Source organism: Kangiella koreensis DSM 16069 (assembly GCF_000024085.1).
In the GTDB taxonomy this organism is placed as follows: domain Bacteria; phylum Pseudomonadota; class Gammaproteobacteria; order Enterobacterales; family Kangiellaceae; genus Kangiella; species Kangiella koreensis.
Genome location: NC_013166.1, coordinates 1,539,248 through 1,565,299 on the forward strand (window position 1 = coordinate 1,539,248; position 26,052 = coordinate 1,565,299).

At 44.6% G+C, this 26,052-nt stretch carries 22 protein-coding genes and 1 tRNA gene; 8 read left to right on the forward strand and 15 right to left on the reverse strand.

The annotated features are described in order from the left end of the window. Positions 1-51: 51 nt before the first annotated feature. From KKOR_RS07165 to KKOR_RS07200, 8 genes are all read right to left on the reverse strand, one after another. Positions 52-681, reverse strand: a complete 630-nt coding sequence (locus tag KKOR_RS07165; protein ID WP_071818308.1) for a DUF2306 domain-containing protein — start codon at positions 679-681, stop codon at positions 52-54. A gap of 106 nt (positions 682-787) precedes the next feature. Continuing rightward, entirely contained in the window at positions 788-1,399 is a 612-nt protein-coding gene (locus tag KKOR_RS07170; RefSeq protein WP_012801362.1) for an outer membrane protein assembly factor BamB family protein, read from the reverse strand. A 324-nt stretch (positions 1,400-1,723) separates the two neighbouring features. Then, positions 1,724-1,814, reverse strand: a tRNA-Ser gene (locus tag KKOR_RS07175). A 61-nt stretch (positions 1,815-1,875) separates the two neighbouring features. After that, positions 1,876-2,091, reverse strand: a complete 216-nt coding sequence (gene csrA / locus KKOR_RS07180) for a carbon storage regulator CsrA (RefSeq protein WP_012801363.1) — start codon at positions 2,089-2,091, stop codon at positions 1,876-1,878. Between the two features lie 247 nt (positions 2,092-2,338). Beyond that, complete coding sequence (alaS, locus tag KKOR_RS07185) at positions 2,339-4,972, reverse strand: alanine--tRNA ligase (RefSeq protein ID WP_143715051.1); 2,634 nt, start codon at positions 4,970-4,972, stop codon at positions 2,339-2,341. A 62-nt stretch (positions 4,973-5,034) separates the two neighbouring features. Next, a complete protein-coding gene (recX, locus tag KKOR_RS07190) occupies positions 5,035-5,505 on the reverse strand; it encodes a recombination regulator RecX (RefSeq protein WP_012801365.1) in 471 nt (156 codons plus the stop codon). A 15-nt stretch (positions 5,506-5,520) separates the two neighbouring features. Next, entirely contained in the window at positions 5,521-6,561 is a 1,041-nt protein-coding gene (gene recA / locus KKOR_RS07195; protein WP_012801366.1) for a recombinase RecA, read from the reverse strand. Between the two features lie 138 nt (positions 6,562-6,699). After that, complete coding sequence (locus tag KKOR_RS07200) at positions 6,700-7,197, reverse strand: CinA family protein (protein WP_041296027.1); 498 nt, start codon at positions 7,195-7,197, stop codon at positions 6,700-6,702. 110 nt (positions 7,198-7,307) lie between these two features. On the opposite strand from KKOR_RS07200, the gene mutS reads away from it, so the two are divergent. Continuing rightward, positions 7,308-9,902 carry a DNA mismatch repair protein MutS gene (gene mutS, locus KKOR_RS07205; protein WP_012801368.1) on the forward strand — a complete coding sequence of 865 codons (2,595 nt, stop codon included), beginning with the start codon at positions 7,308-7,310 and terminating at the stop codon, positions 9,900-9,902. Between the two features lie 41 nt (positions 9,903-9,943). Then, positions 9,944-10,267, forward strand: coding sequence for a ferredoxin FdxA (gene fdxA / locus KKOR_RS07210; protein ID WP_012801369.1), 324 nt, complete (start codon positions 9,944-9,946; stop codon positions 10,265-10,267). A 574-nt stretch (positions 10,268-10,841) separates the two neighbouring features. Here the strand turns inward: fdxA and KKOR_RS07215 are convergent. From KKOR_RS07215 to KKOR_RS07225, 3 genes are all read right to left on the reverse strand, one after another. Then, positions 10,842-12,956: an amidohydrolase family protein gene (locus KKOR_RS07215; protein ID WP_012801370.1), complete on the reverse strand. Its 2,115-nt coding sequence runs from the start codon at positions 12,954-12,956 to the stop codon at positions 10,842-10,844. 158 nt (positions 12,957-13,114) lie between these two features. Next, positions 13,115-13,879: a DUF2884 family protein gene (locus KKOR_RS07220; RefSeq protein ID WP_012801371.1), complete on the reverse strand. Its 765-nt coding sequence runs from the start codon at positions 13,877-13,879 to the stop codon at positions 13,115-13,117. 213 nt (positions 13,880-14,092) lie between these two features. Further along, positions 14,093-14,377 (reverse strand): DUF4404 family protein, encoded by a 285-nt coding sequence (locus KKOR_RS07225; RefSeq protein ID WP_012801372.1) that lies wholly within the window; start codon positions 14,375-14,377, stop codon positions 14,093-14,095. Positions 14,378-14,498: 121 nt separating this feature from the next. On the opposite strand from KKOR_RS07225, the gene KKOR_RS07230 reads away from it, so the two are divergent. Together KKOR_RS07230 and KKOR_RS07235 are read left to right on the forward strand one after the other, a co-directional pair. After that, positions 14,499-16,226, forward strand: a complete 1,728-nt coding sequence (locus KKOR_RS07230) for a hypothetical protein (protein WP_012801373.1) — start codon at positions 14,499-14,501, stop codon at positions 16,224-16,226. Between the two features lie 201 nt (positions 16,227-16,427). Further along, positions 16,428-17,702, forward strand: a complete 1,275-nt coding sequence (locus tag KKOR_RS07235; RefSeq protein ID WP_012801374.1) for an NAD(P)/FAD-dependent oxidoreductase — start codon at positions 16,428-16,430, stop codon at positions 17,700-17,702. Positions 17,703-17,755: 53 nt separating this feature from the next. On the opposite strand, the gene megL is transcribed toward KKOR_RS07235, so the two are convergent. Both megL and KKOR_RS07245 read right to left on the reverse strand, forming a co-directional pair. Then, positions 17,756-18,958: a methionine gamma-lyase gene (gene megL, locus KKOR_RS07240; RefSeq protein ID WP_012801375.1), complete on the reverse strand. Its 1,203-nt coding sequence runs from the start codon at positions 18,956-18,958 to the stop codon at positions 17,756-17,758. Between the two features lie 29 nt (positions 18,959-18,987). Further along, the gene (locus tag KKOR_RS07245) at positions 18,988-19,476 is read right to left on the reverse strand and encodes an Lrp/AsnC family transcriptional regulator (RefSeq protein ID WP_012801376.1); all 489 of its coding nucleotides are present in this window, start codon (positions 19,474-19,476) and stop codon (positions 18,988-18,990) included. A gap of 200 nt (positions 19,477-19,676) precedes the next feature. Between KKOR_RS07245 and KKOR_RS07250 the strand changes: the two genes are divergently transcribed. After that, positions 19,677-20,321: an alpha/beta hydrolase gene (locus KKOR_RS07250; protein WP_012801377.1), complete on the forward strand. Its 645-nt coding sequence runs from the start codon at positions 19,677-19,679 to the stop codon at positions 20,319-20,321. A 406-nt stretch (positions 20,322-20,727) separates the two neighbouring features. On the opposite strand, the gene KKOR_RS07255 is transcribed toward KKOR_RS07250, so the two are convergent. Together KKOR_RS07255 and KKOR_RS07260 are read right to left on the reverse strand one after the other, a co-directional pair. Continuing rightward, a complete protein-coding gene (locus tag KKOR_RS07255) occupies positions 20,728-22,770 on the reverse strand; it encodes a S9 family peptidase (RefSeq protein WP_041296028.1) in 2,043 nt (680 codons plus the stop codon). Between the two features lie 282 nt (positions 22,771-23,052). Further along, positions 23,053-23,334: a chorismate mutase gene (locus tag KKOR_RS07260; protein ID WP_143715053.1), complete on the reverse strand. Its 282-nt coding sequence runs from the start codon at positions 23,332-23,334 to the stop codon at positions 23,053-23,055. Positions 23,335-23,449: 115 nt separating this feature from the next. On the opposite strand from KKOR_RS07260, the gene cmoA reads away from it, so the two are divergent. The 3 genes from cmoA to KKOR_RS07275 are packed head-to-tail and all read left to right on the forward strand — an operon-like array spanning position 23,450 to position 25,872. After that, positions 23,450-24,178, forward strand: a complete 729-nt coding sequence (gene cmoA, locus KKOR_RS07265; protein WP_012801380.1) for a carboxy-S-adenosyl-L-methionine synthase CmoA — start codon at positions 23,450-23,452, stop codon at positions 24,176-24,178. 18 nt (positions 24,179-24,196) lie between these two features. Next, the gene (gene cmoB / locus KKOR_RS07270) at positions 24,197-25,204 is read left to right on the forward strand and encodes a tRNA 5-methoxyuridine(34)/uridine 5-oxyacetic acid(34) synthase CmoB (protein WP_012801381.1); all 1,008 of its coding nucleotides are present in this window, start codon (positions 24,197-24,199) and stop codon (positions 25,202-25,204) included. After that, complete coding sequence (locus KKOR_RS07275; protein WP_012801382.1) at positions 25,204-25,872, forward strand: pseudouridine synthase; 669 nt, start codon at positions 25,204-25,206, stop codon at positions 25,870-25,872. The genes cmoB and KKOR_RS07275 overlap by 1 nt, the downstream gene beginning before the upstream one ends. Positions 25,873-26,052 lie beyond the last annotated feature (180 nt).

Below are 26,052 nucleotides of genomic sequence, written 5' to 3' on the forward strand. Positions count from 1 at the left end.
CCTTCTGTATCAATTAATCACATTACATCATATTAACGGACAACAGCGCTTTTAGCCGCTTGCCCGCTGCAGTGCTTTATTTTTCGCAATGTTGAATCGCAACCGCCACTCAGCAAACACAATGTTCGGTACCCAGCAAAGCCAGGCAATGACCATATACGCTTTGGTAAATTCGAATCCAGCAACCATTGAGGCTGAAAGGTATATCCGCAGTGTTACCGCCGCAAGGGTGAGGGAGAAATTACGAATCATCCATTTGCGGTGCTCAGAAATGTCACCACGACGAACAGCAAGATACGCACTCAAACCAGTATACAGCCAGAGCAAAGCAAGTGACGCAAAACCCAACTTGCCCACTAGACCGCCGAATGCAAACTGAGACATATAAAGACCCGAAACACCGCCGATAAGGATGCCCACACCTAAATACACACGCCCGAGCCAGCGGTGAACATTGGTGTGCTTTTGCCTGAGTTTGGTGGAAAACTGGAGCGGTCCAATTACTAGAGCAACAGAAGAAGCAAATATATGGGAATAAATACCTATTTTATTCGCCATAAAACTCACTTTCATTTCTGGGTGTACTAAAGACCCTAGTGGTAGAAAGCTATAAACAAAAACAGCGTAACCAGCCACACCGAGAACCATAAGATAAAACAGTCCATTTCTAATTATGCGCATTTAATTCTTCTTTTAGTTGTGAGTTAAGGATGTCTGAGTACATTCCAACACCAAATCCATCATTCGAATCTAATTAATTTACTCTGGGCTTAACATTGACTCATGATTACTTTGTAAACTGTTTATCAATGATTGACCCATCTTCTTCGGATATCTTGCATAGAAAACCTTCCCATGAGTTTGAATACAATTCATTTTCATTATAGTAAGGTGAATTTGAGTAAATATCTTTTTTAGAGGGTAATTCAGCTCTCCATATGATTTCGCCTTTGAGGCTTACCTTTGCAATATTTCCTTTCCCGAAACTAGACACAAAGTCGTAATACCCATTGTAAACAATTATTGCATCGTTACCTTTGGTCGAAAGAATCTTGTATATAGGAGTGTTTCCTGTACAAACCCTCCATATTTCCTCTCCAGTTTCGGGAGAAATACAAATGGTTGTATTTGATGCTGCAAAGAAAAGTAAATCATTAACAATCTCTGCCAAATGAATACCATTCCATGCTCCTGTCGGCATTTCAATGTTCCCCAGACTTCGTTCCCACTCTAGTTGCCACGGACTACTTTGACAATGTTGGTTAACTTTCGATAGAAGCCTAATTTTTACATCAGTATTGGATGGATTCCCTTTGCCTACCTCACCCCCTCCATTGAATGATAACTCAATCGACCAGCGCTCAGATTCAGACTTAGTAATATATCTTACTTCGTTCACGGCATTCCTTTTCAATCAGCAGTTTAAGTAAAAAATTATAACACCTACAAACCATACGTCATGCTTATCTTTAAGGTTAATTAAACCTTTAAAGTATTACACCACACCAGATAAATTATAGACATAAAAAAACCTGCCGAAGCAGGTTTGAAGAATATTTTTTTGTGAGGGAGGGATTATAAAATACATCCTGTATTTTACCCTTCGGGCCAGCGTCGCTACGCTTCGCTGTTCAAAATCGTTCCAGACGATTTTGTCGAACCTAAAGGTTCTCATCCTTCCATCTGATTACTTTAATTAAGACAAATGTCTAAATTAAAGTAATGGCGGTGAGGGAGGGATTCGAACCCTCGATACCGGATTAGGGTATACTCCCTTAGCAGGGGAGCGCCTTCAGCCGCTCGGCCACCTCACCTTTAGTGCGGACGGAATGTTACCTTATTTTAGATAAATTGCAACACTCCTTTTCCACTTTTTTAATAATATTCGTTATCGTCTGATGAACCGCCTTGATAACCTTCCATTTGCTTTTCATGTTGAATGCGCAAATAGATTTCTTCGCGGTGTACAGCGACTTCTTTAGGTGCGTTGATACCGATACGAACCTGGTTACCTTTAACGCCTAGAACAGTTACGGTGATTTCATCACCGATCATAAGTGTCTCACCGACACGACGAGTTAAGATTAACATTCCAATCTCCTACATTTCCTGTAGCTCAGAAACTCTGCAATCATTGCTAATTCCTTCGCCATCTACAAATCGACTGTATAGATTACATACAAAGTTGAAGCGACGGATTCTATCAATATTCCTCGCACAACTCTACTTTTTTGTGAGTGGACTCACAAAGTTACCTAACTAGGATAATCCGATACAGATTATTTGTATAGCGATAGGCCTGGGATCAGGCCTTTATCTGTTCTGAACTTGTTTAAGTCTAGTTTAAACGCTCAGCGACCCAAGGCTTAACGCTATCAAGGGCTGCCGGTAGTGCTGCTGGGTCTTTACCGCCCGCCTGGGCCATGTCTGGACGTCCACCGCCCTTGCCGCCCACTTGCGAGGCGACCATGTTGACCAGCTCCCCTGCTTTCACTTTGCCGGTTAGGTCTTTGCTGACGCCGACAATAATGCTGACCTTGTCTTCTTCAGCGATGCCTAGGACGACAATACTGGAACCCAGCTTGTTTTTAAGCTGATCCTGTATGTCGCGCAATGCTTTGGCTTCTACGCCTTCTAATTTAGCAACCAGCAATTTTATACCATTTAGGTCTTCGGCCTGGCTCGCTAGATCGCTGCCTTGCGAAGACGCTAACTTGCTTTGCAGTGCTTCGATGGTTTTCTCAAGCTGACGACTCTTGTCCATCAATTGATTCACTTTCTCAGCAACTTGCGATGGCTCTGATTTAAGCAATTTGCCAATCGATTGCAGGCTGGCTTCGGTAGACTGCATCCAGTTCACCGCTCCGGCTCCAGTGGTCGCTTCGATACGGCGAATACCGGCGGCAATGCCTGACTCGGAGAGAATCTTGAAAGCGCCGATGTCACCAGTACGTTGCACGTGCGTACCGCCACACAGCTCAACCGAGAATGGCGACATGGTTAGAACACGAACTTCATCGCCGTACTTCTCGCCAAACAAAGCCATTGCGCCATGCTCTTTGGCTTCATCCATTGACATGGTTGCCGCTTCGACAGCATGGTTCTCATAAATCTTCTGATTGACTAAAGCTTCGATTTGGCGAAGTTGTTCCTGCGTGACTGGCTCTGGATTGGAGAAGTCAAAACGCAAACGCTCTGGGCCAACCAATGAGCCTTTCTGGGTTACGTGAGTGCCTAGAATGTCGCGCAGTGCGGCGTGTAATAAGTGAGTCGCGGAATGGTTACGCATGGTGTGCTGACGACGTTCTGCATCAACTTCCGCGGTCAGTTCAGCGTCATTGCTGAATGAGCCTCTTTGCACATAGCCGATATGGGCTATCGCATCGCCCAGCTTCTGGGTGTCTTCAACGATAAAGGTAGCGCCACAACCAAACAAACGGCCAGTATCGCCGACCTGACCACCGGCTTCGGCATAGAATGGGGTTTTCGCTAAAATCACCACACCCTTCTCGCCCTGGTCCAATTCCTTAACTTCGTCTTCGCCTTTGAGCAAACGGGTAACCACCACATTCTGTTGGGTATAGTGATAGCCGGTAAATTCTGAACGCTCGTCAATGCTAAAGTTATCATTGTAATCCGTGCCAAAGTTACTGGCGGCACGCGCACGCTCTCGCTGCTGATTCATGGCTTTCTCGAAACCATCCCAATCCACTTCGAGACCTTTTTCGCGCGCGATATCGGCGGTTAAATCCTGCGGGAAACCGTAGGTGTCATACAGTTTAAAAACGGTATCGCCAGAAATGGTTTTACCATTGGTTTCAACTAAGTCGGCGATATCCTGATCCAGGATTAACATACCTTTATCTAGAGTACGGGCGAAAGCTTCTTCTTCTTTCGCCAATACTTTTTCAATCAATTCTTTTTGCTCAACCAGAGCTGGATAAGCCTCGCCCATGACTTCGATCAGCGGCTGCACTAACTTAGCAAAGAAAATGCCTTTAGCGCCCAACTGATGGCCATGGCGAACGGCGCGACGAACGATACGGCGCAACACATAACCACGCCCTTCGTTGCTTGGCACAATGCCATCCAATATTAAGAAAGCGCAGGAGCGAATATGATCCGCGATCACGCGCAATGATTTGTTATCGAGGTCTTTAACCTTTAATAGGTCAGCAGTAGATTTAATCAGGTGTTGGAACAGGTCAATTTCATAGTTGCTGTGGACGCCTTGCAAGATTGCTGCAATACGCTCCAGCCCCATGCCGGTATCGACCGATGGTTTCGGCAGGCGCTCCATGGTGCCGTCTTTCTGACGGTTGAACTGCATGAATACCAGATTCCAGATTTCGATAAAGCGATCACCATCTTCTTCAGGCGTGCCCGGAGGGCCACCCCAGATTTCTTCACCGTGATCGTAGAACACTTCGGAGCAAGGACCGCAAGGACCGGTATCACCCATCGCCCAGAAGTTATCGGAAGCGTAACGCTCGCCTTTGTTGTCGCCGATGCGGCTGATGCGATCGGCTGGAAAGCCAATATCGTTCACCCAGATATCGAAAGCTTCGTCGTCTTCTTCGTAAACCGTGACCCACAGCTTTTCTTTAGGCAGCTTGAACTCTTCGGTCAATAGCTCCCAGCAATAGGCAATCGCTTCTTTCTTGAAGTAATCGCCGAAGCTGAAGTTACCAAGCATTTCAAAGAAGGTGTGATGACGCGCAGTATAACCGACATTTTCCAAATCGTTATGCTTACCACCGGCGCGCACGCAACGTTGCGACGAAGTGGCGCGTGTGTAGCTACGCTTATCTATGCCTAAAAAGCAGTCTTTGAATTGCACCATGCCTGCATTGGTAAAAAGCAGGGTTGGATCATTGGCGGGAATTAAAGGGCTGCTATCAACGATGTGATGGCCTTTGTTTTCAAAGAACGTTAGAAAAGCGTTACGAATTTGGTTAGTTGTCATACTCACGGTGATAACCTATTACCTTATTTGATACTTTAATTTATTTTCTTAACTATTTGAAAGTTAAGCTATTCGTCGCTCTCAATTGAGGTGCGAGATAAAATTCGGTTGATTGTGTCGAAATCAAAACCGCGGTACTGCATGAAACGAGCCTGTTTGGCTTTCAGTTTCAGGTCATTACCGGGCAGTTGATTATATTTCTTTTGCCAGATTGATAAAGCGGTTTTATACCAATCTATGTCCATTTCTTCGAATAACAAGCTGATCTGGTGTTCATCAATGCCCTTTTTCTTGAGCTCTTGTTGAATACGAAGGGGGCCGTAACCGGTTTCAATACGCACTCGCATGAAGCTGCGGGCAAACCTTTGGTCACTTTGTAGATTACGCTCTGCCAGTCGGTCAAGATAAGCTTCGACCTCCTCGCCTTCGAAACCACGAACTTTCAGCTTATCCAAAAGCTCACGCCGGGAATGTTCCCGGCGTGCTAATAAGTCCATCGCGATCATTTTGTAATCGCGTTTAGGCTTCTCTTTCTTCATTCAGTGCTGTAAACGTTAGGCTTCAACTTCCGGCACATCTGCTTCATCATCAGCTGGCTTTTTCGCAGTGACAAGAAGCTCTGAGCGAAGTTTGCCTTCAATTTCTTCTTTAATGTCTGCGTTGTCTTTCAGGAACTGAATAACATTCTGTTTACCCTGTCCGATCTTGTTGCCATTGTATGAATACCAGGCGCCAGACTTTTCAACCAGGTCATGCTTAACCCCCCAGTCTAGAATCTCGCCTTCTAGCGAAGTACCTTCACCATAAAGAATCTGGAATTCTGCCTGTTTAAAGGGCGGAGCCACCTTGTTCTTAACCACTTTGACGCGAGTTTCGTTGCCGACAATCTCGTCGCCCTGCTTGATTTGGCCAATACGACGAATGTCCAGACGAACTGACGCGTAGAACTTCAATGCGTTACCGCCAGTAGTCGTTTCTGGCGAACCAAACATGACACCAATCTTCATACGGATTTGGTTAATGAAGACACACAGCGTATTCGAGCGTTTAATGTTAGCGGTCAATTTACGCAAAGCTTGCGACATCAATCGAGCCTGCAAGCCCATGTGCGAGTCACCCATTTCGCCTTCAATCTCTGCTTTTGGCGTTAATGCTGCCACTGAGTCAACCACCACGATATCTACCGCGCCTGAGCGCACTAGCATATCGGTGATTTCCAATGCCTGCTCACCAGTATCCGGTTGCGAAACGATAAGGTCATCAAGATTCACACCAAGCTTCTCGGCATAAGTCGGATCCAATGCGTGCTCAGCATCAACGAAAGCTGCTGTGCCGCCATCTTTCTGGCAACTGGCGATAGCTTGTAGCGCCAAAGTTGTTTTACCAGAAGATTCAGGACCATAAATCTCAACCACACGACCTTTTGGTAAGCCGCCAATGCCCAACGCAATATCAAGCCCTAATGAACCAGTCGAAATTGTTCCAATGCCTCGAGCTGCGCTGTTGTCACCCAAACGCATAATTGAGCCTTTACCGAATTGGCGCTCAATCTGTGTTAAAGCCGCACCAAGAGCTTTCTTTTTGTTGTCATCCATCTTACGGATACCTACCTAATCGTTTTAAGAGTTAAAATTCGCTTCGAAAATAAAGCCCCGATTATTCCACAATCACAGCTGAAAAGTAACCTGTGATCACTGACAACTCATAGAGAAATTGTCATTCGTAAGCTAGAGCTATTTCCTACTTAACCAGCTTACTAGCATACTGCCTAATACGTCATTTAATGTCGCAGAACGAATTTCTGCTCGAGAACCGGTTAATTGCAGCAATCGCGAGTGAACAGCTTTGCCATCAAACAAGCCAATCCAGACCGTGCCAATGGGCTTTTCAGGCGTGCCACCCTCTGGCCCGGCGATGCCACTGACTGAAACGGCGATTCGGTTGTTACTACCTGATGCGATATATGCACCACGCGCCATGGCCTCGACGACTTGCTGGGACACGGCACCATATTTATCGATAATATGAGCCGGTACACCAAGCATATCCTGTTTCGATTGATTGGAGTATGTGACGAAGCCACGATCAAACCACTGCGAGCTACCCGCTTGTTCCGTACAGGTTGCCGCGATTAAGCCACCGGTGCAAGACTCGGCGGTGACCAATAAAAGGTTTTTCTCTATCAATAAGTTAGAAACTTTTTTTACCAATTCACTTGAATGTTCAGTCATAGGTTTTTTATGATTTTGCGGCAAGCTTGGCCTACCTCTTTATCGTCAGATCCGTTAAGCTATGCGAAAGTTTATATCCTACTCGTTTAAAATAACAATAGACATATTTTATGGGCATGACAGAACAAGAAACCTCCCCAAAACATCTCGATCAACACACGCCCATGATGCGCCAATACTGGCAGCTCAAACAGGATCATATGGATTACCTGTTGTTTTATCGCATGGGGGATTTTTATGAGCTTTTTTATGACGATGCCAAGCGAGCAGCTGAATTACTCGATATCACTCTGACCAAGCGCGGTAGCTCTGCCGGTGAACCGATTCCGATGGCAGGCGTGCCCTTTCATGCGGTTGACTCTTATCTGGCTCGTATCGTTAAGCTTGGCGAGTCAGTGGCTATCTGCGAACAGATTGGCGATCCGGCGACCAGCAAAGGTCCGGTTGATCGCAAGGTAGTTCGCATCGTCACGCCGGGCACTCTGTATGATGAAAACCTTCTGGATGCCCTCTCCGATAAACTATTGGCCGCTGCCTATAAAAAACGCAACCATTATGGTCTGGCTTGTCTGGATATGGCCAGTGGTCGTTTCTGGTTATCCGAGTTTGATAATAAGAATGCCTTTCAGGCCGAGCTGTTTCGGATTAAACCGGCAGAATTAATTCTTGCCGACAATCAACAGGAACTTACCCAGGGCTTAACGACCGCCAACAAATGGCAACCGGACTGGGCCTTTGATTTCGAGCAGAACCGCGACAAACTGTTAAATCACTTTGCCGTACAAAGCCTGGCGTCTTTTGGTTGTGAGGATTATGAGCTGGCAATTTGCGCCGCCGGCGCTGTGTTGGATTACGCTAAAACCACTCAGCTCAATAACCTGCCCCACATTCACCTGTTACAAAAACTCGAACACAGCGATCAGCTGGTGCTTGATCCGGCCACTCGCCGCAACCTGGAACTGACCGAGAATATTCAGGGTGGCCAAAACAACACCCTGTTCGAGGTAATGAATTCGACCAAAACGGTGATGGGAGCACGCCTGTTAAAACGCTGGTTACACGCGCCTCTTAGTTCCCATGACAATGTGCAGAAACGGTTGGATAGCGTTGAGAATCTAACTCACGATCATGCCTTTGTGTCGATTCAGCCGATTCTGTCTGAGATTGCGGATATCGAACGGATTGTCACCCGAATTGCTCTGGCCAGCGCCAACCCTCGCGATTTAAAACGCCTGCAACAGGGTTTAACCCAATCAACACTGTTGCTCGATGAATTGCAGCAACTTAATATCAAACTCGACCAGGCCCAATACATTCAGCCGCTGCCTGAGTTGCAGCAACTGCTTGAGCACGCCTTAGTTGAACAACCACCGATGGTCATTCGTGATGGTGGCGTGATTGCTCAGGGCTTTAATGCTGAGCTGGATGAATTACGTTCACTGGCCGATGATGCCAATGAATTCATGTTGTCTTTGGAGCGACGAGAAAAACAAGAGTCCGGCATCAATACCTTAAAAGTTGGCTATAACAAGGTGCATGGTTTTTATATCGAGATTTCTCGCGCGCAAAGCCATCAGGCACCGGCGCATTATATTCGCCGCCAGACTTTAAAAAATGCTGAGCGTTTTATTACACCGGAATTAAAAGAATACGAAGAAAAGGTTTTAACCAGTAAAACTCGAGCATTAGCACTTGAGAAAAGACTTTATGATGAGCTGATCCAGGAACTGCAACAGCATGTGGCGAAGATTCAATCGACTGCCAGCGCGATTGCCGAAATTGATGTGCTGGCCTGTTTTTCTGAGCGGGCAACCAACCTTGGATTTAATCGCCCGACATTAAGCAATAAAGACGGCATTGAAATCAAACAGGGCCGGCACCCAGTAGTTGAGTTCCACAGCAAAGAACCCTTTATTCCGAATAACCTCAATATCAACAATCAGGAACGTTCGCTGATCATTACTGGCCCCAACATGGGCGGTAAATCAACCTACATGCGGCAAACCGCACTGATTACCCTGCTCGCTTACGTGGGTTCTTATGTGCCAGCAGAGCATGCGGAAATTGGCCCAATCGATCGCATCTTTACTCGAATTGGTGCATCGGATGATCTAGCCAGCGGTCGCTCAACATTCATGGTGGAAATGTCCGAAACCGCCAACATTCTAAACAATGCCACCAGCAACAGCTTAATTCTGCTCGATGAAATTGGCCGCGGCACCAGTACCTTTGATGGCTTGGCATTGGCCTCAGCGACCATTCAATATATCCATGAAAAATTGCAGTCCTACACCCTGTTCGCCACTCACTACTTCGAGCTGACGCAGCAGGCAGAACAATGGGACGCCATGGTTAATTTGCACTTCTCAGCAACGGAGCATAAAGATGCTGGGCAGGAAAAACTGATCTTCTCGCATCAGATTCAAGCGGGACCCGCTAATCAAAGCTATGGTATTCAGGTGGCGCAACTAGCCGGACTACCAAAAACAGTGATTCAACAGGCGCGCCTACTGCTACAGCATTTTGAACAGCACGGCACTCATGAAACCGAACTGCCGCAGATTGAACTGGAACTCTTAGAATCAGCGCAATCTAATCCTGAACTGGAAGCAATGGCGGAACTCGTACAATCTGCCAACCTTGATGAGATGACACCACGCGAGGCGCTTGAACTATTGTATAAGCTGAAAGAATCGCTACAATAACCGGCAGTTAGCTTGCCGTAGAAAATAGCTAGGAGAAACTAATGGCATTCGTCGTAACTGATAATTGTATTCAATGTAAATATACCGACTGCGTAGAAGTCTGCCCGGTAGACTGCTTCTATGAAGGACCAAACTTCCTGGTCATTAATCCAGACGAATGTATTGATTGCGCATTGTGCGAACCAGAGTGCCCCGCCGAAGCGATCTTCGAAGAAGATGATATACCAGCCGGCATGGAACACTTCATTGAACTCAACGCCGAACTCTCCGAAGAATGGCCCAACATCACCGAAAAGAAAGATCCCTTACCGGATGCCGAAGAATGGGATGGAAAGCCGAATAAATTGGAACACCTGGAAAAATAATCAAAGCCCTCGAATGAGGGCTTTTTGTTTTATAAAGTCACGTTTATCAGTCTTACCTATAAATCCAGCATCTTTCAATACAGAAAAATAGTCACTGGATTACAAAATACATACCTGTATTTTGCCCTTTGGGCTGGCTTCGCCATTCAAAATCGTTCCAGACGATTTTGTCCGCGGTTAGCGACCGAAGGAAGTACCTTTAGGTATCGCGGGATGACAATGATTCACTTTGACTGAATCACTATCTTACAGGCTAGTACCAATAACCCCCTTAGATTGAGCTAAATAGAAGCCAAGTCATAGCAATTCAAATCGTGGATGATTTGAATAGTAAAATTCGAGCCAGGGACGGCACGTATTTTACGGTGCGTTAAGTGGCTTGGCGGATATGAAGGAAGTTTCGCTTGCGAAACCTCAATCTCGAGGCGCGCTTCTTTTTGCCTTCTTTTTCTTACGCGAATAAGAAAAAGAAGGTCGCTGAGTAGCGAAAACTAAAGATAAGAAAGCCTATAAAATAAGGGCAGACACACAGGTCTGCCCCTACCGATTTATGACATTTCGTCATTTCAATAAACTACAACTCAAAATCCACTGACTTGGTAAAAGGTTTGACTCCGATCGCTTCATAAACTTCATCTGGCTTGTAGAGGTTTTGACCTTTGATAACCAAAGCGACTCGGCGGATGTGGTTCATGTCTTCTAGTGGATTGCCGTCGATGAAAACAAGGTCGGCCTGTTTGCCTTCTTCAATGGAGCCTACGTTTTCTTCATTGCCCACAACTTCGGCTGAGGTAATGGTTGCTAGTTTTAGGACGTCTGCATTGGAGATACCGCCTTGTGAATAGAGAATCAATTCGCGGTGCAGTGTGAAGCCTGCAATGCTGTCGGTTCCTGGGACGACGGTGACGCCTGAGTCATGCAGCTTTTTGACCATGGCGACCATGGCATCAGCTGACTTGTTATAGGCATCACGTTCTTCCGGTTTGATGTCCATCCAGGCTTTTTTGAAGCCTCTGGCAACTGTCACTGGAAGGTGATCATAAATCGCGGCATTTTCCGGGTCAACTTTACCGGCCTCGCCCAATAACAAACTTCTAAATACTGAAACAGTTGGATCGATTACTGTACCCTTCTCTTTAAGCAGCGCCATGAAGTCATTAACTTCTTTGCTGTTCAAATCAAGTTCATGCGCTTTTTCACCGGGAATGGTGAAGCGTAGGCGCTGTCGAGTATCGATATTCTTGCCAAGGAAATTGAGGAAGATCATGTTGATATGTTGAATTTCATCAAAGCCAGCATTGATTGCTTCTTCGGCAGTCATGAAAGCTGGGATATGGCCACTCAAACGCATCCCTTTACTGTGAATATGCTCAGCAAGAGGTTTTATCCATTCGGGTTCCATTGAGCTGTAGGTTTTGATTTGTGGGTAGTCATGCTCTGCATACCAGTCCACAGCAGCCTTAGCGCTTTCAAGAGAATCAACGGTCTTGCCCATTTTCATGGCATAAGGACTTTCACGATCCATAAAGCCGGCGCGGTAAACATCGCCACCAATGATTTCATTGGCTTCACTCATACGTTCAATATCAACAATGTTGTCGTGAGTATTGCCCATATCGCGCACATTGGTAACACCCGCTGGCATATTCAGCAATCCATCGTTCTTGCTTAAATGACCATGCATATCCCACAGTCCTGGGATTAGTGTCTTGCCTTGCGCATTAACTTGGGTGTAATCGCCGTCTGGAATTTCAGTACCAATACGCACAACCTTGCCGTCCTGAATCAGAATAGATTGGTCTTCGACCAGCTTGCCGGAAATGACATCTACATAATTGGCATTGGTGATGAAAATAGGTTTTTCGGAAGTGTGTATCAGCTGGCTCGCTAAATCCTTGAGGTATTGGTTATCGGCTTCTTTCTGAATATCTTGAAGCTGCTCCAGATGTTCACGACCCCAGCCTTCAGGAATAACCCCAAACCAGCCACCGCCATCGGTGGCAAAGAAGTTATAGTCATCATCATACCAGGCAAAGTCTGGGGAGAAGCCGAAGCCGGTAATGCCAATTAAATGAACGGTTTTCTCTTGCTGCCCATTACTTAGCGTTACAGAATCCAGCTTGATCATAGCCGCTTCGCCACTGGGTAATAGCTGCACCTTGCCGTTTTCAGAATTGCTAATCGCTTTTAGTAGCGCACTGTTAGCAACGCCAGTTCCGTCCATAGATACATAAAACTTTTTGCCATCAACTTTTTCTTCGCCTTGTTCGTTAGTACTTTTCCATTGGGCAATGCTGCCTTTCTGACTAAATGACTCATCAATTGGGGCACCAAACGCAGAAATACCTTTGACTGTTTGACTGGTAATGTAGCCCTGCTCATCAACGGTTATCACTTCCTCAATTTTTATCTGCCGGTTGTTCCAGCCAAGTTCCATATCACTACTAAAGACATTGCCAGATTGCTGCACAGACAAAGAGCCTGCCTGGTCTTCTTTGTTGTAGATGTTGTATTTGGTTAACTGTGTGACTGGAGCTTGCTGAGCGTTCTGTTGCTGAGCCAAATTTTCAGTCTGGCTTACCTGAGCAGTATTGTTTGATGCTTGCTCATCTTTTTTATCATCACAGGCAATTAGCTGACTAACCAGCAAGGCTACAGCCGCTACTTTGAAAATTGCTTTGGTGTTCATGATTATTATTCCCCATTGGACTTCTTGTGTTCTAAGAGCTTATAGAGCTGTTGTTTCACTGTCTATATTGGGCTGAGAACTAAATGTAAAAAGATGTGCATAAAAAAGCCCTAAGCCACATACCGTCGACCTAGGGCTGGGGAGAAATCACCAACTAGTTATTGAATTAGTTGATAAGGTTTGTATGACTCAAACGCTTGAACAAAAGAGTCTTCCTTAGCTTCGATTTGTTTAACCAGGTCGCACAAGGCATCCGCTTTTTCTTCAATAAGCTTCGCTTTGGCTTCATATTTGGTTTCCATTTCCTGACCAAACTTTTCCATACGCTCTTCGAAAGCTTTAACCTTCTCTTCGTTACCGCTCATAGCGGCAGCGATCATGGAAGGAATATTGACTTCGACAAACTCAGTGACGCTTTCTTCCATCAAAGCTTCAAATTCTTTTTCGAACTCAGCTCCTTCAAGATATTCACCAATCGCTTCTGGACGCAAATGTGAGTCACTGATGTGCTGTTTCAGCTCAGCTGCAATGGTATCCACTCGAGCGATTATCTCATCGGCTTTTGCTGGGTTGTGCTCCAATAAAACACTGGTTACATCGCGGACTGCGTCCAAAGCCAATAAAGAAGCATCTTCTGCAATGTCACTTGCCGCAGGTAGTAACTCACGAATTTGCTGTGCATATTCGTGCAACAATTGAGTCTGCTTTGCTGACAAGCTTTGTGTCTTACCATCCAACGACAGTGAATTGCTGTCTTTAATGACCACAGACTGTTGCTTATCTTTGGTAAAAACAATCTCATTACCATCTAGATTAACGTCATAAGCCATATCCACATCACATGTCTGGCTTTTTGCATTCGCTACACCCGCACCTGTCGCCATCATGACCGCAATGGCTAACGTTTTTATTGTATTGTTCATAGAATTTCCTCCGTTATTAGCAGCCTTATGTATGACTGCCCTTTTAAGATGCGCTTTATCCGTAAAAAGGTTTAGTCTTTGTTTGTGTAGATCCGGCACTTTGGGTAACAAAGTATTACAGAAACAGGCTATAGAAATGATTTGAAAAATTATTGAGGAAAATAAGGGAGATAAGGCTAACCACATTAGCCTTATCTCATAAAGAGAAGGGAGTTAGACGCCCATATTGCTTAAACTGTTCGAAATACGACGGACCAAACCCGCTAATGACGGGTGCTCTTGCTCAAATTCAACCAATCGATCCTGGAAACGCTCAAGGAAAAATTCGTCTGGGGCCTCGCGGCTATCCTGTAAAAACAGTTTTGACTCAACCACAAACTCTAGTCGGGTCAAGGCAGCCTCTTCTTTCTCAGACAGCTCATTATCGGTATCCAGCGCCTGAATAAGCTTTTCCGCTAATATCAGGATATCACTCTGGTTTTGGGTGGAATCGGACATATTCGCTCCTTTTGAAACATTCTTTTACTGATTGTAAGTCAAAGATACATAAAAGCCATTGGTCTTAATAGTTGTATCCCTTATAATTTGCCACGGTACTACAACAAAGAGAAGGAAACACATGAAAAAATTATTAATTGTTATCGTAATTGCTATTGCAGTTGCAGCGGGAATCTACTTTTACAAAGGTGGCGTTGCTACCGTAGCGGCCAAGGATAATTCTGTTCTTGCCTACGTGCCAGCTGACACCGTTCTATTTACAGGAAGTGTAACGCCAATCAGCTTCGAAGAAGCTATGGCCATGAGCCACAAGCTAGGTCTTGACCCATCAACTTTTATGGATATGCAAGACGACGCTTTTGAGCTGGGTCCAGACTCTCCAGATGCAGCACGCATCGCATTAGGTCTTTATGCGAAATACATGAAGTCTTTCGCAGACAAAACAACCGTTAAAACTCTAGGTATTACAGAAGCTCCAAATGCAGCATTCTATACTGTTGGCGCTTTACCAGTAATGCGTATTGAGTTAGACGGTTCAGATACTTTTGCCAAGTTAATCGAGCAAATCGAGACTGAGCAAAACATCGCAGCAGACATTAAGAACATGGATGGCGTTGAGTTCCGTGAATATGCGTTCTCAAACGACTCTTCGGTTCCTTATTCATTAGTGATCAGCTCACACGATAACCAGGCGGTTATGACTGTGAATACGCCACTAACCGATGATAAAGACATCAAAGTAGCCTTAAGCAAGCCAGAAAAAAGCATCGCTGACACTGGTCGCTTGACTGATATGATGGCTAATAACGACTATCTAGGTCATTCTTTGTTCTTCATTGACAACTTGGCAATCATGAAAGGCTTAACCAACCCTCAAACGAATAGCTTTGGTGTAATGGTCAATGACCTTCTAGTTGCTAACGGCATGCAAGGCGCTCTAGCAGACATGCAAACTCCTGCTTGTGCTTCTGAGTTTACGGCACTTACAGCTAACTGGCCTACTATGTCAGGTGGTTACACTGAATTCAGTGCTAACGAAGCTAACTTCAAGTTTATGCTTGAAGGCGCTAACGCTGATTTGCTTAAGAGCTTACAAGGCTTGCGTGGTCACTTGTCAGAAAACTTGAACAATGATGACTACGTCATGAGCTTCGGTATGGGTTTTGACATGGACCAAATGGTTCCTGTGATTACTGATGTTTGGCAGCGTTTGACGGAAACTCCTTATGAGTGTCCTCCACTAGCTGAAATGCAAGCTGGTTTGAAACAACAAAACCCAATGATGTTAGGCATGATGACTGGCATGGTTGCAGGTATCAAAGGTATCGGCTTCGGTATCGTTGAAATGGACATGGCAGGTTTAGAGCAAGCTTCATCTAACCCAATGGCTGTAGCTGACAGTATGCAAATGATTGTTACTGTAAGTGCACAAAAACCACAAGACTTATTGATGACTTTAAGCTCATTTGCGCCGCAATTTGCACAAATGGAACTTAAAGACGGTGGTGATGCAGTATCGTTGCAAGATCAAATGGGTATGCCAGCAAGTATTGCACTTCGCGGCCATGACTTAGTTATGTTGGTTGGTGCTGATGCTCTATCTCAACTTCCAAGCATTAAGTCAAACGACGATCTTTCAAGCAACGGCTTATTCAGCATGAGCATGAACTTTGGCAAATACATGGAACTTATCTCTTCGGTGATGAACGACATGGATGCTAACTCAGAAATGGCTCAAGACCAGAAAGCTATGTTTGATAAGCTTAAAGAAGTAGACGGTACTATCAAAGGTACACTTGATATTACTGACGAGGGTGTCGTTTCAGAGACCAGCTTCAAAGCGAAATAATCTAGTCTTCACTATTAGATTCAATCAAGCCCGGTTCGCCGGGCTTTTTTGTGCCCGCCTGCCATTACCACATCGGTTTCAATTGATTAACTGCTCATTATTTGATCTACGTCATCTATTCAACTCCTAGATTAGACTACTCTAATATTAATTGATATCTCGTCTAACACGCTTTGACGGGGATCTGAAAAGGAGTCAGCAATGAAAAAGATTATCGTATTAGGAGCAGGTATTGGCGGTATCCCAATGGCTTACGAGTTAAGGGATGAACTCAAGGATGTTGCGGAAATAACCGTGGTCAGTGATCTTCCTTATTTTGAATTTACCCCATCCAATCCCTGGGTCGCAGTTAACTGGCGTAAGAAAGAACAAATCCGAGTTGATCTCGCTGAAGTTTTCGCAAAGGGAAAGATAAACTTTATCCATAGTGCCGCCAAAAAAGTAAACCCTGAAAATAATCAGGTTGAATTGGATAACGGCGACACGCTTGATTATGACTACCTGGTCATCGCCACAGGTCCTGCACTGGCGTTTGATGCCGTTAAAGGCCTAGGTCCTGAGCATTTCACTCATTCAATCTGTAAGACCGACCATGCAGACAGCACGCGCGAACATTGGGACAAGTTTGTTGAAAACCCAGGTCCGATAGTGGTTGGTGCGGTGCAAGGTGCATCCTGTTTTGGCCCTGCGTATGAATACGCACTGATTCTCGATACTGACTTGCGTAAACGTAAAATCCGCGATCAGGTACCGATCACTTTTGTGACTTCTGAACCCTATATTGGACATCTAGGATTAGATGGCGTTGGCGATACCAAAAGTCTTTTAGAGTCAAAATTACGTGATGCCAATATTAACTGGATAACCAATGCCAATGTTGATGAAGTCACTGAAGATGAAATTCACGTCACCGAACACTTACGTGACGGGCAAACTATCAAGCATGATCCGTTAAAATTCAAACACTCAATGTTGCTACCCTCCTTCCGTGGCATTGATGCCGTGTTTGGTATTGAGGGTTTAACCAATCCGAAAGGTTTTATCCTGACCGATAAGTATCAACGTAACCCAACCTTCAAAAATGTCTTTGCGGTTGGTGTTTGCGTTGCTATTCCACCTATCGGTAAAACTCCAGTTCCCGTTGGCGTGCCAAAAACTGGCTATATGATTGAATCCATGGTTACCGCAACCGTTCACAACATTAAAGCACTGATTGAAGACAAAGAGCCGAGTACCGAACCAAGCTTAAATGCCATGTGCCTGGCAGACTTTGGTGATGGTGGTGTAGCATTTATCGCTAAACCACAAATACCGCCGCGCAACCTGAATTGGTCTGGTAGTGGTAAATGGGTACATTACGCCAAGGTAGTATTTGAGAAATACTTCTTACACAAAGTACGCCGAGGAACTTCCGAGCCTTTCTGGGAAAAGTTTATTATGGATATGATTGGTGTTAAGAAGTTGAAGAAGAAATAAATACAACAAAGGGCGACTAAACAGTCGCCCTTCTTTTATCAAGCAATAGTAAACTAAGCCGCTTTAATCTGTTTCGCTTTTAGCGCCTGCTCAAGATCGCCAATAATGTCATCCACATGCTCAAGCCCAACCGAGATACGAATTAGCGTTTCACTGATTCCTGCAGCTGCTCGCTCTTCTGGTGTATAAGGCGAATGCGTCATTGATGCTGGATGCTGAATCAAAGTTTCAGCGTCACCTAAGCTCACTGCTATACGACACATTTTAAGGCTGTTCATGAAGCGAACGGCATCATCGAATCCACCTTTCACTTCAAAGGCAATCACACCACCAGCACGCTTCATCTGCTTACCAATTAAATGGTGCGCCGGATGACTTTTAAGACCTGGGTAATACACTTGCTCAATCTGATCATTAGCTTCTAAAAATTCAGCTACTTTCTCTGCATTATCACAATGACGTTCAACTCGAACTGAAAGTGTTTTAAGACCACGAATAATTAGCCAGGCATCATTTGGACTCATCACCGCGCCCATATCTTTCAGCGTGGTCATTTTGATATTTTCAATCTGCTCGGCACTGCCGCAAGTAATACCGGCTACGACGTCACCATGACCATTTAAGTACTTGGTCGCACTGTGAATGATCAAGTCCATACCAAAATCGCTCGGCTGCTGTAGCACTGGCGACATAAAAGTATTATCAAGAATAGTTAACATGTCGTGTCTTTTTGCGATATCAGAAATGGCCTGCATATCAGCACAAACCAGATTGGGGTTAATCGGTGTTTCAAAATAAATCAGCTTGGTGTTTTCTTTGATGGCAGCTTCGACTTCAATAGGCTTTGTAATATCAACAAAGGTTGCTTCGATGCCTAAATCTTTAAACTTATGATTGATTAGAGCAAAAGTACAACCGTACAAAGCAGCAGATGCGACCAGGTGATCACCAGTTTTTAAGTTCGCCAATAAAGTTGCTGAAACCGCACCCATTCCCGAACCAAAAGCTGCTGCTTCTTCGGTGTTTTCCAAAGCCGCCATTTTTTGCTCTAGTTCACGTACTGTTGGATTACCTAATCGGCTGTAAATATAACCCTGCTCTTCTCCCGCGAAGCGGCTTGCGCCCTGCTCGACGTTATCAAAGACAAAGGTTGATGTTTGGTGGATAGGGGTTGATAGTGATCCAAAACTGGGATCGCCGATGCGACCGGAATGGATCGCTTTGGTTTCGATATTGCTGAACTTACCTGAACTCATACGACTCTCGCTCTTGATTCTCGCCAAAATTAATCATCAAGAATATTGATAGCCGTCGTGGCCTTCACCTCCTTCAATACCAGCGTGGTATGAACTTTGGCGACTCCTTCCAGTGGAATCATCTTCTTTGATATAAAGTGCTCCAAAGACTGAGTGTTTTTCACTGCGACTTTAAGCACATAATCATATTCGCCAGTGACATTGTGGCACTCTAAAACTTCTGGCCAGGACGTCACCCTATCTAAAATATTCTGAATCTGTTCAAAACGATGTAACTGCAAACTAAATTCAACAAAACATAAATTGTCGTAACCAATTTTCTGTCTATCAACCAAAGCAACGTAACGGGCAATAACACCCTTTTGCTCCAATCGCTTTACTCGGGCATGAACCGCCGGAGGCGACAGGTGAACCTGCTTAGCAAGTTCAGCATTGGTCAATCGACCATCTTTTTGCAAAATCTGCAGAATCTTCTGATCCACAGAATCCAGTTCTATTTCGTGTGAATATGTTACCATTATGACGACTCTCAACTGAATGATATTAAGAATATTATCAGAAATGACGAATATTTACAGATATAAAGATTTAATAACAAGGAATTATTCGTAAGGCTATGCTTTAAGCAAAGACAATATGAAGAATCTTCGGTCAAAAACTTCTGGTCAGACAAGAAACCAGCTACACTGGAGTCATTCACTCCATAAAACTGATAATAATGAAGCAGTTAGTTATCTTACTTCACGGCATGGGCCGCACCCGCTTTTCCATGTGGTCTTTAGAGAAGCACTTTAAGCAGCAAGGATATAAGGTACTCAATGAGTCCTATGACTCGCGGACAAAGCCGATTGAGGTTATTGCCGAAGAACACATTGGCAAGCTTCTACAGTCCGCCAATAGCGATGACTTTGAAGCGATTCACTTTGTCACCCACTCCCTTGGCGGCATCATGCTGCGCTATTACTTAAGTCATCATGCCATTGATAAGTTAGGTCGTATCGTCATGATCGCGCCCCCCAACCAAGGCAGCGAGGTGGCAGAACTCTACCGAGATAAGCTGTGGTATAAACTCGCTACCGGCAAACCCGGGCAGCAACTGTATATTCATAACAATCCGCTACTTGAGCAGCTGAAGCCAATACCAACCGATGTTGGAATCATGATCGGCACCAAATCCTCTGATCCCTGGTTTAATCATGCCTTCGCGGGACCACACGATGGCAAAGTCTCCGTTGAAAGCGCCCGACTGCCTGAAATGAAAGACTTCATCACCGTCGACCACGGCCACACCTTCATCATGAACAACAAAAAAGTACAGCAACACATAGAACGCTTTTTGCAACATGGAATTTTTGAGCATTAGCCTTCAAATAGATAAAAAAAGAAGATTAAATTAGTTTCAATGATATTTAATATTGAGCACTAAGCATCGGCTAGCACCAAATACCCCATTAAAAGTTAGCCTCAATGTTCAAAATCATAGTGTAAATTGGGCAGGACAGCCCAATTTAGCAAATTCGAAACATGGATGTTTCGTTTTGCGGCACGTTAAGTGATTTTTAATGTTGAGGGTAGCGCGAAGCGACTAACTTTTAGGGCGAGTTTTTTGGTTCGTTTTTTGCTCGTTCAAAAAATGAACATTAGAATTAAATATCTATCAATATATTTATCCCGACGCAGCTGATGCTTAACTTTGAATACTGAGATAAAGACACAAAAAAGCCCGCAAACTGCGGGCTTCTTCTTAGTTCAATTTCGAAATTCTGATATTAACTGTCAGAACTATCAGAACCATTTTCAAGTTTCTCTTCATGTTGAAGATCATAAGGAGGAGGATTACCGCCCTTACCTTTCAGGTAATGATCCATCCAACGCATTAAACGCATAGAGTAATCCAGCTGTGCAGCCGCTTTGCGATTACCATGACCTTCACCAGGATAGAGAACCAAACGAACAGGCGCATTACCTAATGTTTTCAGGTAACGGTACATCTCCATTGATTGCGATGGATGTACGCGAGTATCGGCTTCACCGTGCATAATCAACAAAGGCGTTTTACCTTTTGGTGCATGATAAATCGGGCTGGTTTCCAGCATCCACTGATAATCATCCCAAGGCCACGCACGAGCATGAACTGCCTGCATTTCGTTAGGAATATCAGTCGTACCAAACTTGGAAAGCTGGTTTGAAATGCCTACAAACATAACGCCTGCCGCATAGTGCTCTGACAATGCAGTTGAAGACCAGGCCGTTGCATAACCGCCATAAGATCCACCAGTAATACCTGCTTTATCGGTATCAACCATGCCATCTTTTACTAGTGCCAGCTTACCGTCAAGAATATCAGTAAACTCAGGGTCAGCGTATGCATGCTGATCCAAACGAGCGAATTCATCACCACGACCGGTACTGCCTCGGTAGTTAGGGAAAAGTGAGAAATAGCCTTGCGCAGAAGCATATTGTGCAGGGTCACCATAATTGGTATTCCAACCATTAGAATCGTGCGCTTCTGGGCCACCATGAACAAAAGCAATCATCGGGTAACGCTTGCCTTTTTTATAGTTCAATGGATATACCAGAACGCCTTGAATTTTTAGCCCATCGCGCGCTTCATATTCATAAGCGACCTGCTTACCAAGCGCTTTATCCGCTAACCAAGAGTTACTGTTGGTCAGGCGCTCAAAGCCTTCTGCATTAAAGGCATAGACTTCACGAGGATGCGAAGCTGTATCAGTCATGGCATAGATGTCACCATTGTTAGATACGCTCAAACGACGCTGAATGCCGTTACCATAATCAACCACTGGACGGTCAGCAATTTTGCGCTTGATAGCAGCTCTAACGATGCGGCTTTCTACACCCTGATGCTCGATGTAAATGACATCGTCACCCTGCCATGCAATATCCATCACATGGCTGCTCAAATTAGCAACACGCTTATAAACCGTCTCATCATCAACGTTAGCAATATATAAAGCGCCATTGGTTGGATCGTTGTAATCATTTGCGCCCAGGAAAGCAATCTGCTGGCCATCAGTTGACCACACTGCTTTGCCCTGCTTGCCTTCAGTTTTAAAGCTGGCAACAATATCGCCATCCAGATCAACAACCTTTAAAGACTTCTTCATATAGATGTCATCAATCAAAGATGTTGGTGACGTTTGAATCATTAACTGATCATTTACTGGAGAGAAAGCGACTGAGAGGACGTGGTCTTTAATATCCAGTTTTTCTGGTTTTTGAGAATCTTCCTGCGAAGCTAATTCATAAAGCCACGCATGAGTCATTTTAATATCTTCTTCATAAACCTTGGCTTTAAAACCTTTTTTATCAAGCTTCTCTAAATGCTTCGGATCCTTCTCTTTGGCAAGAAAAACCAGCTTAGAACCATCATGACTGATAGTGTATCCACCGATATCGGTTTCAAAGCTTAAAACTTGCTGAGACTCACCACCATCAACTGGGATTTTGTAAAGCGAATTATGCTTGTCTTCACCGCGCTTGGAGGTGTAATAGATTGCTGAGCTATCATGTGCCCACTGTACACCACCGATGCTAACCTTGCCGGTAATGAAAGGACGGGCTTCGCCACCTTTCTTCATTACAAACAATTGATTCCAGGCAGTGCCATCTTCATCGACATACGGCGTGCGTGGTTTAGATTGTGTAAATGCAATGTAGTCACCATTCGGTGAAACATCTAAAGAAGTAACAGACTGTAACTTCGAAATATCTTCCAAAGTCATGCCTGTATTTGCCATCAAGCCTGTAGAGGCAAGAAGCAAACTCATAGAAATCAATAACTTTTTCATTGGTCCCCTTACGAACGTATCAATTAAGCCAAAAAATAATGAAATCAAAATTAACAAAGTGGACAGCATATAAAAAATCCAACCTCAGTGCCAGCCCATAAACTTATTGGCTTTGTAAAGATAATCTATGCAGAAATGCTTTGTTACATTTGGAAAATTGCCAGAACTGGCGGCTTTGTTAAAGTGGGGGTGTGGAATTAGTATTAACTACCCCTTAGTGCTAAATCCCGCATCTCAAAATACCTCCTTCTCATTTTGAGACGCAACTTTTGCCCGCCTACTTTAGGCGGGCTTTTTTTTGTCCATCTGAATGCGCAAACTCGCTTTAAAGATCGGTTTGAAAATAACTTCGATTTCAGACTGACTAAATGTCGGTTTAAACTCCTGATATAAACTCTCAATAATGGCCTGCTCTCTTGTTGGGTCATAATCAGTCATACCCAGTTGTTTTTTCTCTTCACTGAGCCTTAGAACCAGTTGTGCCCGCTTTTCCACCAGCACCATCAACTCCCTATCCAGTTCATCAATGTCTGAGCGTAAGTTCTGTATAATCTCTGAGTTCACCGTGGATCCACCGTATTCATTAAAAACCATGGTTTAAGTATGGGTAAGTGCCGTCTATTATAGTAGAATTGCGACCAAAGTTGTTAAAAGCCTTTATCGGCTTGTTTAAACCATTATGACAGAGCGCAAAGACACCATTTTCGCAGAGCCGCAGGATATCAAGAAATTCGAATTTGACCAAAAGGTGGTCGAAGTCTTTCCGGACATGATTAAACGATCAGTGCCAGGCTATACCACAATCATTCAAGGTATTGCTGAAATAGCCCAACGCTTTGTTCAGCCGAATAGCACCATTTACGATTTGGGCTGCTCGCTTGGTGCTGCCTCTTTGGCGATTCGGCAAACTGTCGATCGCTCTGATTGCAAGATTATTGCCATTGATAACTCACCGGCCATGATTGAACGTTGCCAGATGATTCAGTCGAGCTATAACTTTGCCATGCCGATTGAAGTCATGGAAGCCGATATCAATGAGCTTGAAATGTCATCAGCCAGCATGGTTATTCTGAACTTCACGCTGCAGTTTCTACCTCGCGGTCATAGGCAGGAACTGGTTGACCGTATCTATGATGCCCTCCTTCCTGGTGGCTGTCTGGTGTTATCAGAGAAGATAACACTTCAACATAAAGCTCTCGATGAACACATTATCGATCTGCATCATGACTTCAAAAAGCAGAACGGCTACAGCGATATGGAAATAGCGCAAAAACGTGCAGCGCTAGAAAATGTGCTACTGCCAGATACTCGAGAAAAACATTACAAGCGCTTTGCCAATGCGGGCTTTAGCGAATACGACAGTTGGTTCCAGCAGTATAATTTCGCTTCTTTTATCGCCGTTAAATAAAATAGCACTATTTCAAAAATGATTAATTTCACTAACTCTTATAAAGCCATTGCCGATACTCGACTTTATCCGTGGCTTGATCAATTCAAGCAGGCCGTCAATGACCGCATGGCCGACTATACCCATGGAAATCTAAGCGACTGGATCAAATTGCTTAAGCAACTGCCTGACATCACGCCTGATCATATTGAGCTGGCCAGCAAAGTAGAAATTGGTAGTGCTTCTCAATTATCAGAAGCTGAGCAGCAAGAGCTCAAGCAGTTGTTAATGAAGTTTCATCCATGGCGTAAAGGCCCTTTTCACTTGTTCGGGCAACATATCGATACTGAGTGGCGCTCGGATTGGAAATGGGATCGACTTAAAGACCAAATTAGCTCACTCGAAGATCGTATTGTTTTAGATGTGGGTTGCGGCAACGGTTACCACTGTTGGCGTATGGCCGCACAAAATCCAAAGCTGGTGCTCGGCATTGACCCATCGCAATTATTCTTAATGCAGTTTGCAGTGATGCAAACCTATTTGGCCGACTATCCGGTTCACTACTTGCCGGTTGGTCTTGAGTACCTACCAGAAAACTTATCGAATCAAGGTTTCGACACCATTTTTTCCATGGGAGTTCTTTATCATCGCCGTTCACCCATTGACCACATATTGCACATGAAAAACCTGCTGCGTCCAGGTGGCGAACTGGTGCTTGAAACCCTTGTCATTGACGGTGAACCTGATCAGTGCCTGATTCCCAAAAACCGTTACGCACAGATGAATAATGTCTGGTTTATACCAACCACCGGCATGCTGAAAAACTGGCTGGCAAAGCTTGATTTTCAGGATATCAAAATCGCCAATGTCGCTAAGACTGGGCTTGATGAACAACGCGCAACCGATTGGATGACCTTTCAGTCACTTGAAGACTACCTAGATCCACAGAACAAAGATCTGACCATTGAAGGCTACCCCGCTCCAAAGCGGGCTGTGATGATTGCTACTAAACCGGGTAAGCGCGGCAAAGCAAAGGCTGGCAACTAATGGCTGATTATCATATTGTCCCTTTCTGCCCTGAGCCGGTTCGCATTCTACATCCTGACAAGCATTTCTTATTCGTCAATAAACCAGCCGGCTTATTGAGTATCCCCGGACGTCACGAAGAGAATAAGGACTGCGTGGTTACCCGTTTGCAAAACCACCCGAAATCAAAAACAGCTTCAATCGTGCACCGTTTAGATATGGCAACATCTGGCGTTATGATATTGGCTCAAACCAAGTTTGCTCATCGCGAAATCAGCAAGCAGTTTGAATTGCGTCAAACCGACAAATACTACATCGCTGTTGTAGACGCCATTGTTGAAAAGGACAGTGGTGTTATCGACCTGCCGATGATTGCCGACTGGCCGAATCGACCTAAACAAAAGATAGACTTTGAAGAAGGCAAAAAAGCTGTAACCGAATGGGAAGTGCTCGAGCGCGATTTGGAGAAACAAACGACTCGCTTAAAACTTAAACCCATAACCGGCCGTAGCCATCAGCTACGTTTGCACTGTTTCGAACTAGGCCACCCCATTCTTGGCTGCCACCTGTACCACAAAAACGGCTCAGAAACTAAAGCGAAACGACTACTACTCCACGCAGCAAGCCTGACCATTACTCATCCAAAATCCTGCAAAAACATCACAGTCGAATCACCCTGCCCGTTTTAGCTTGATAAACTCATGAATAATTGTGAAAATACGCCCGCTTTAGCACCTGTAGCTGGGACTACCCCTTCTTCGAAAGAAGATAGGGTACAACTGGATTAGAGCGAAGCTCTAAAGTAATCTCAGTGCATGAGAAGTTTAAAGAAACATTTGAGTATATAAATTATGGACCTGTAGCTGGGA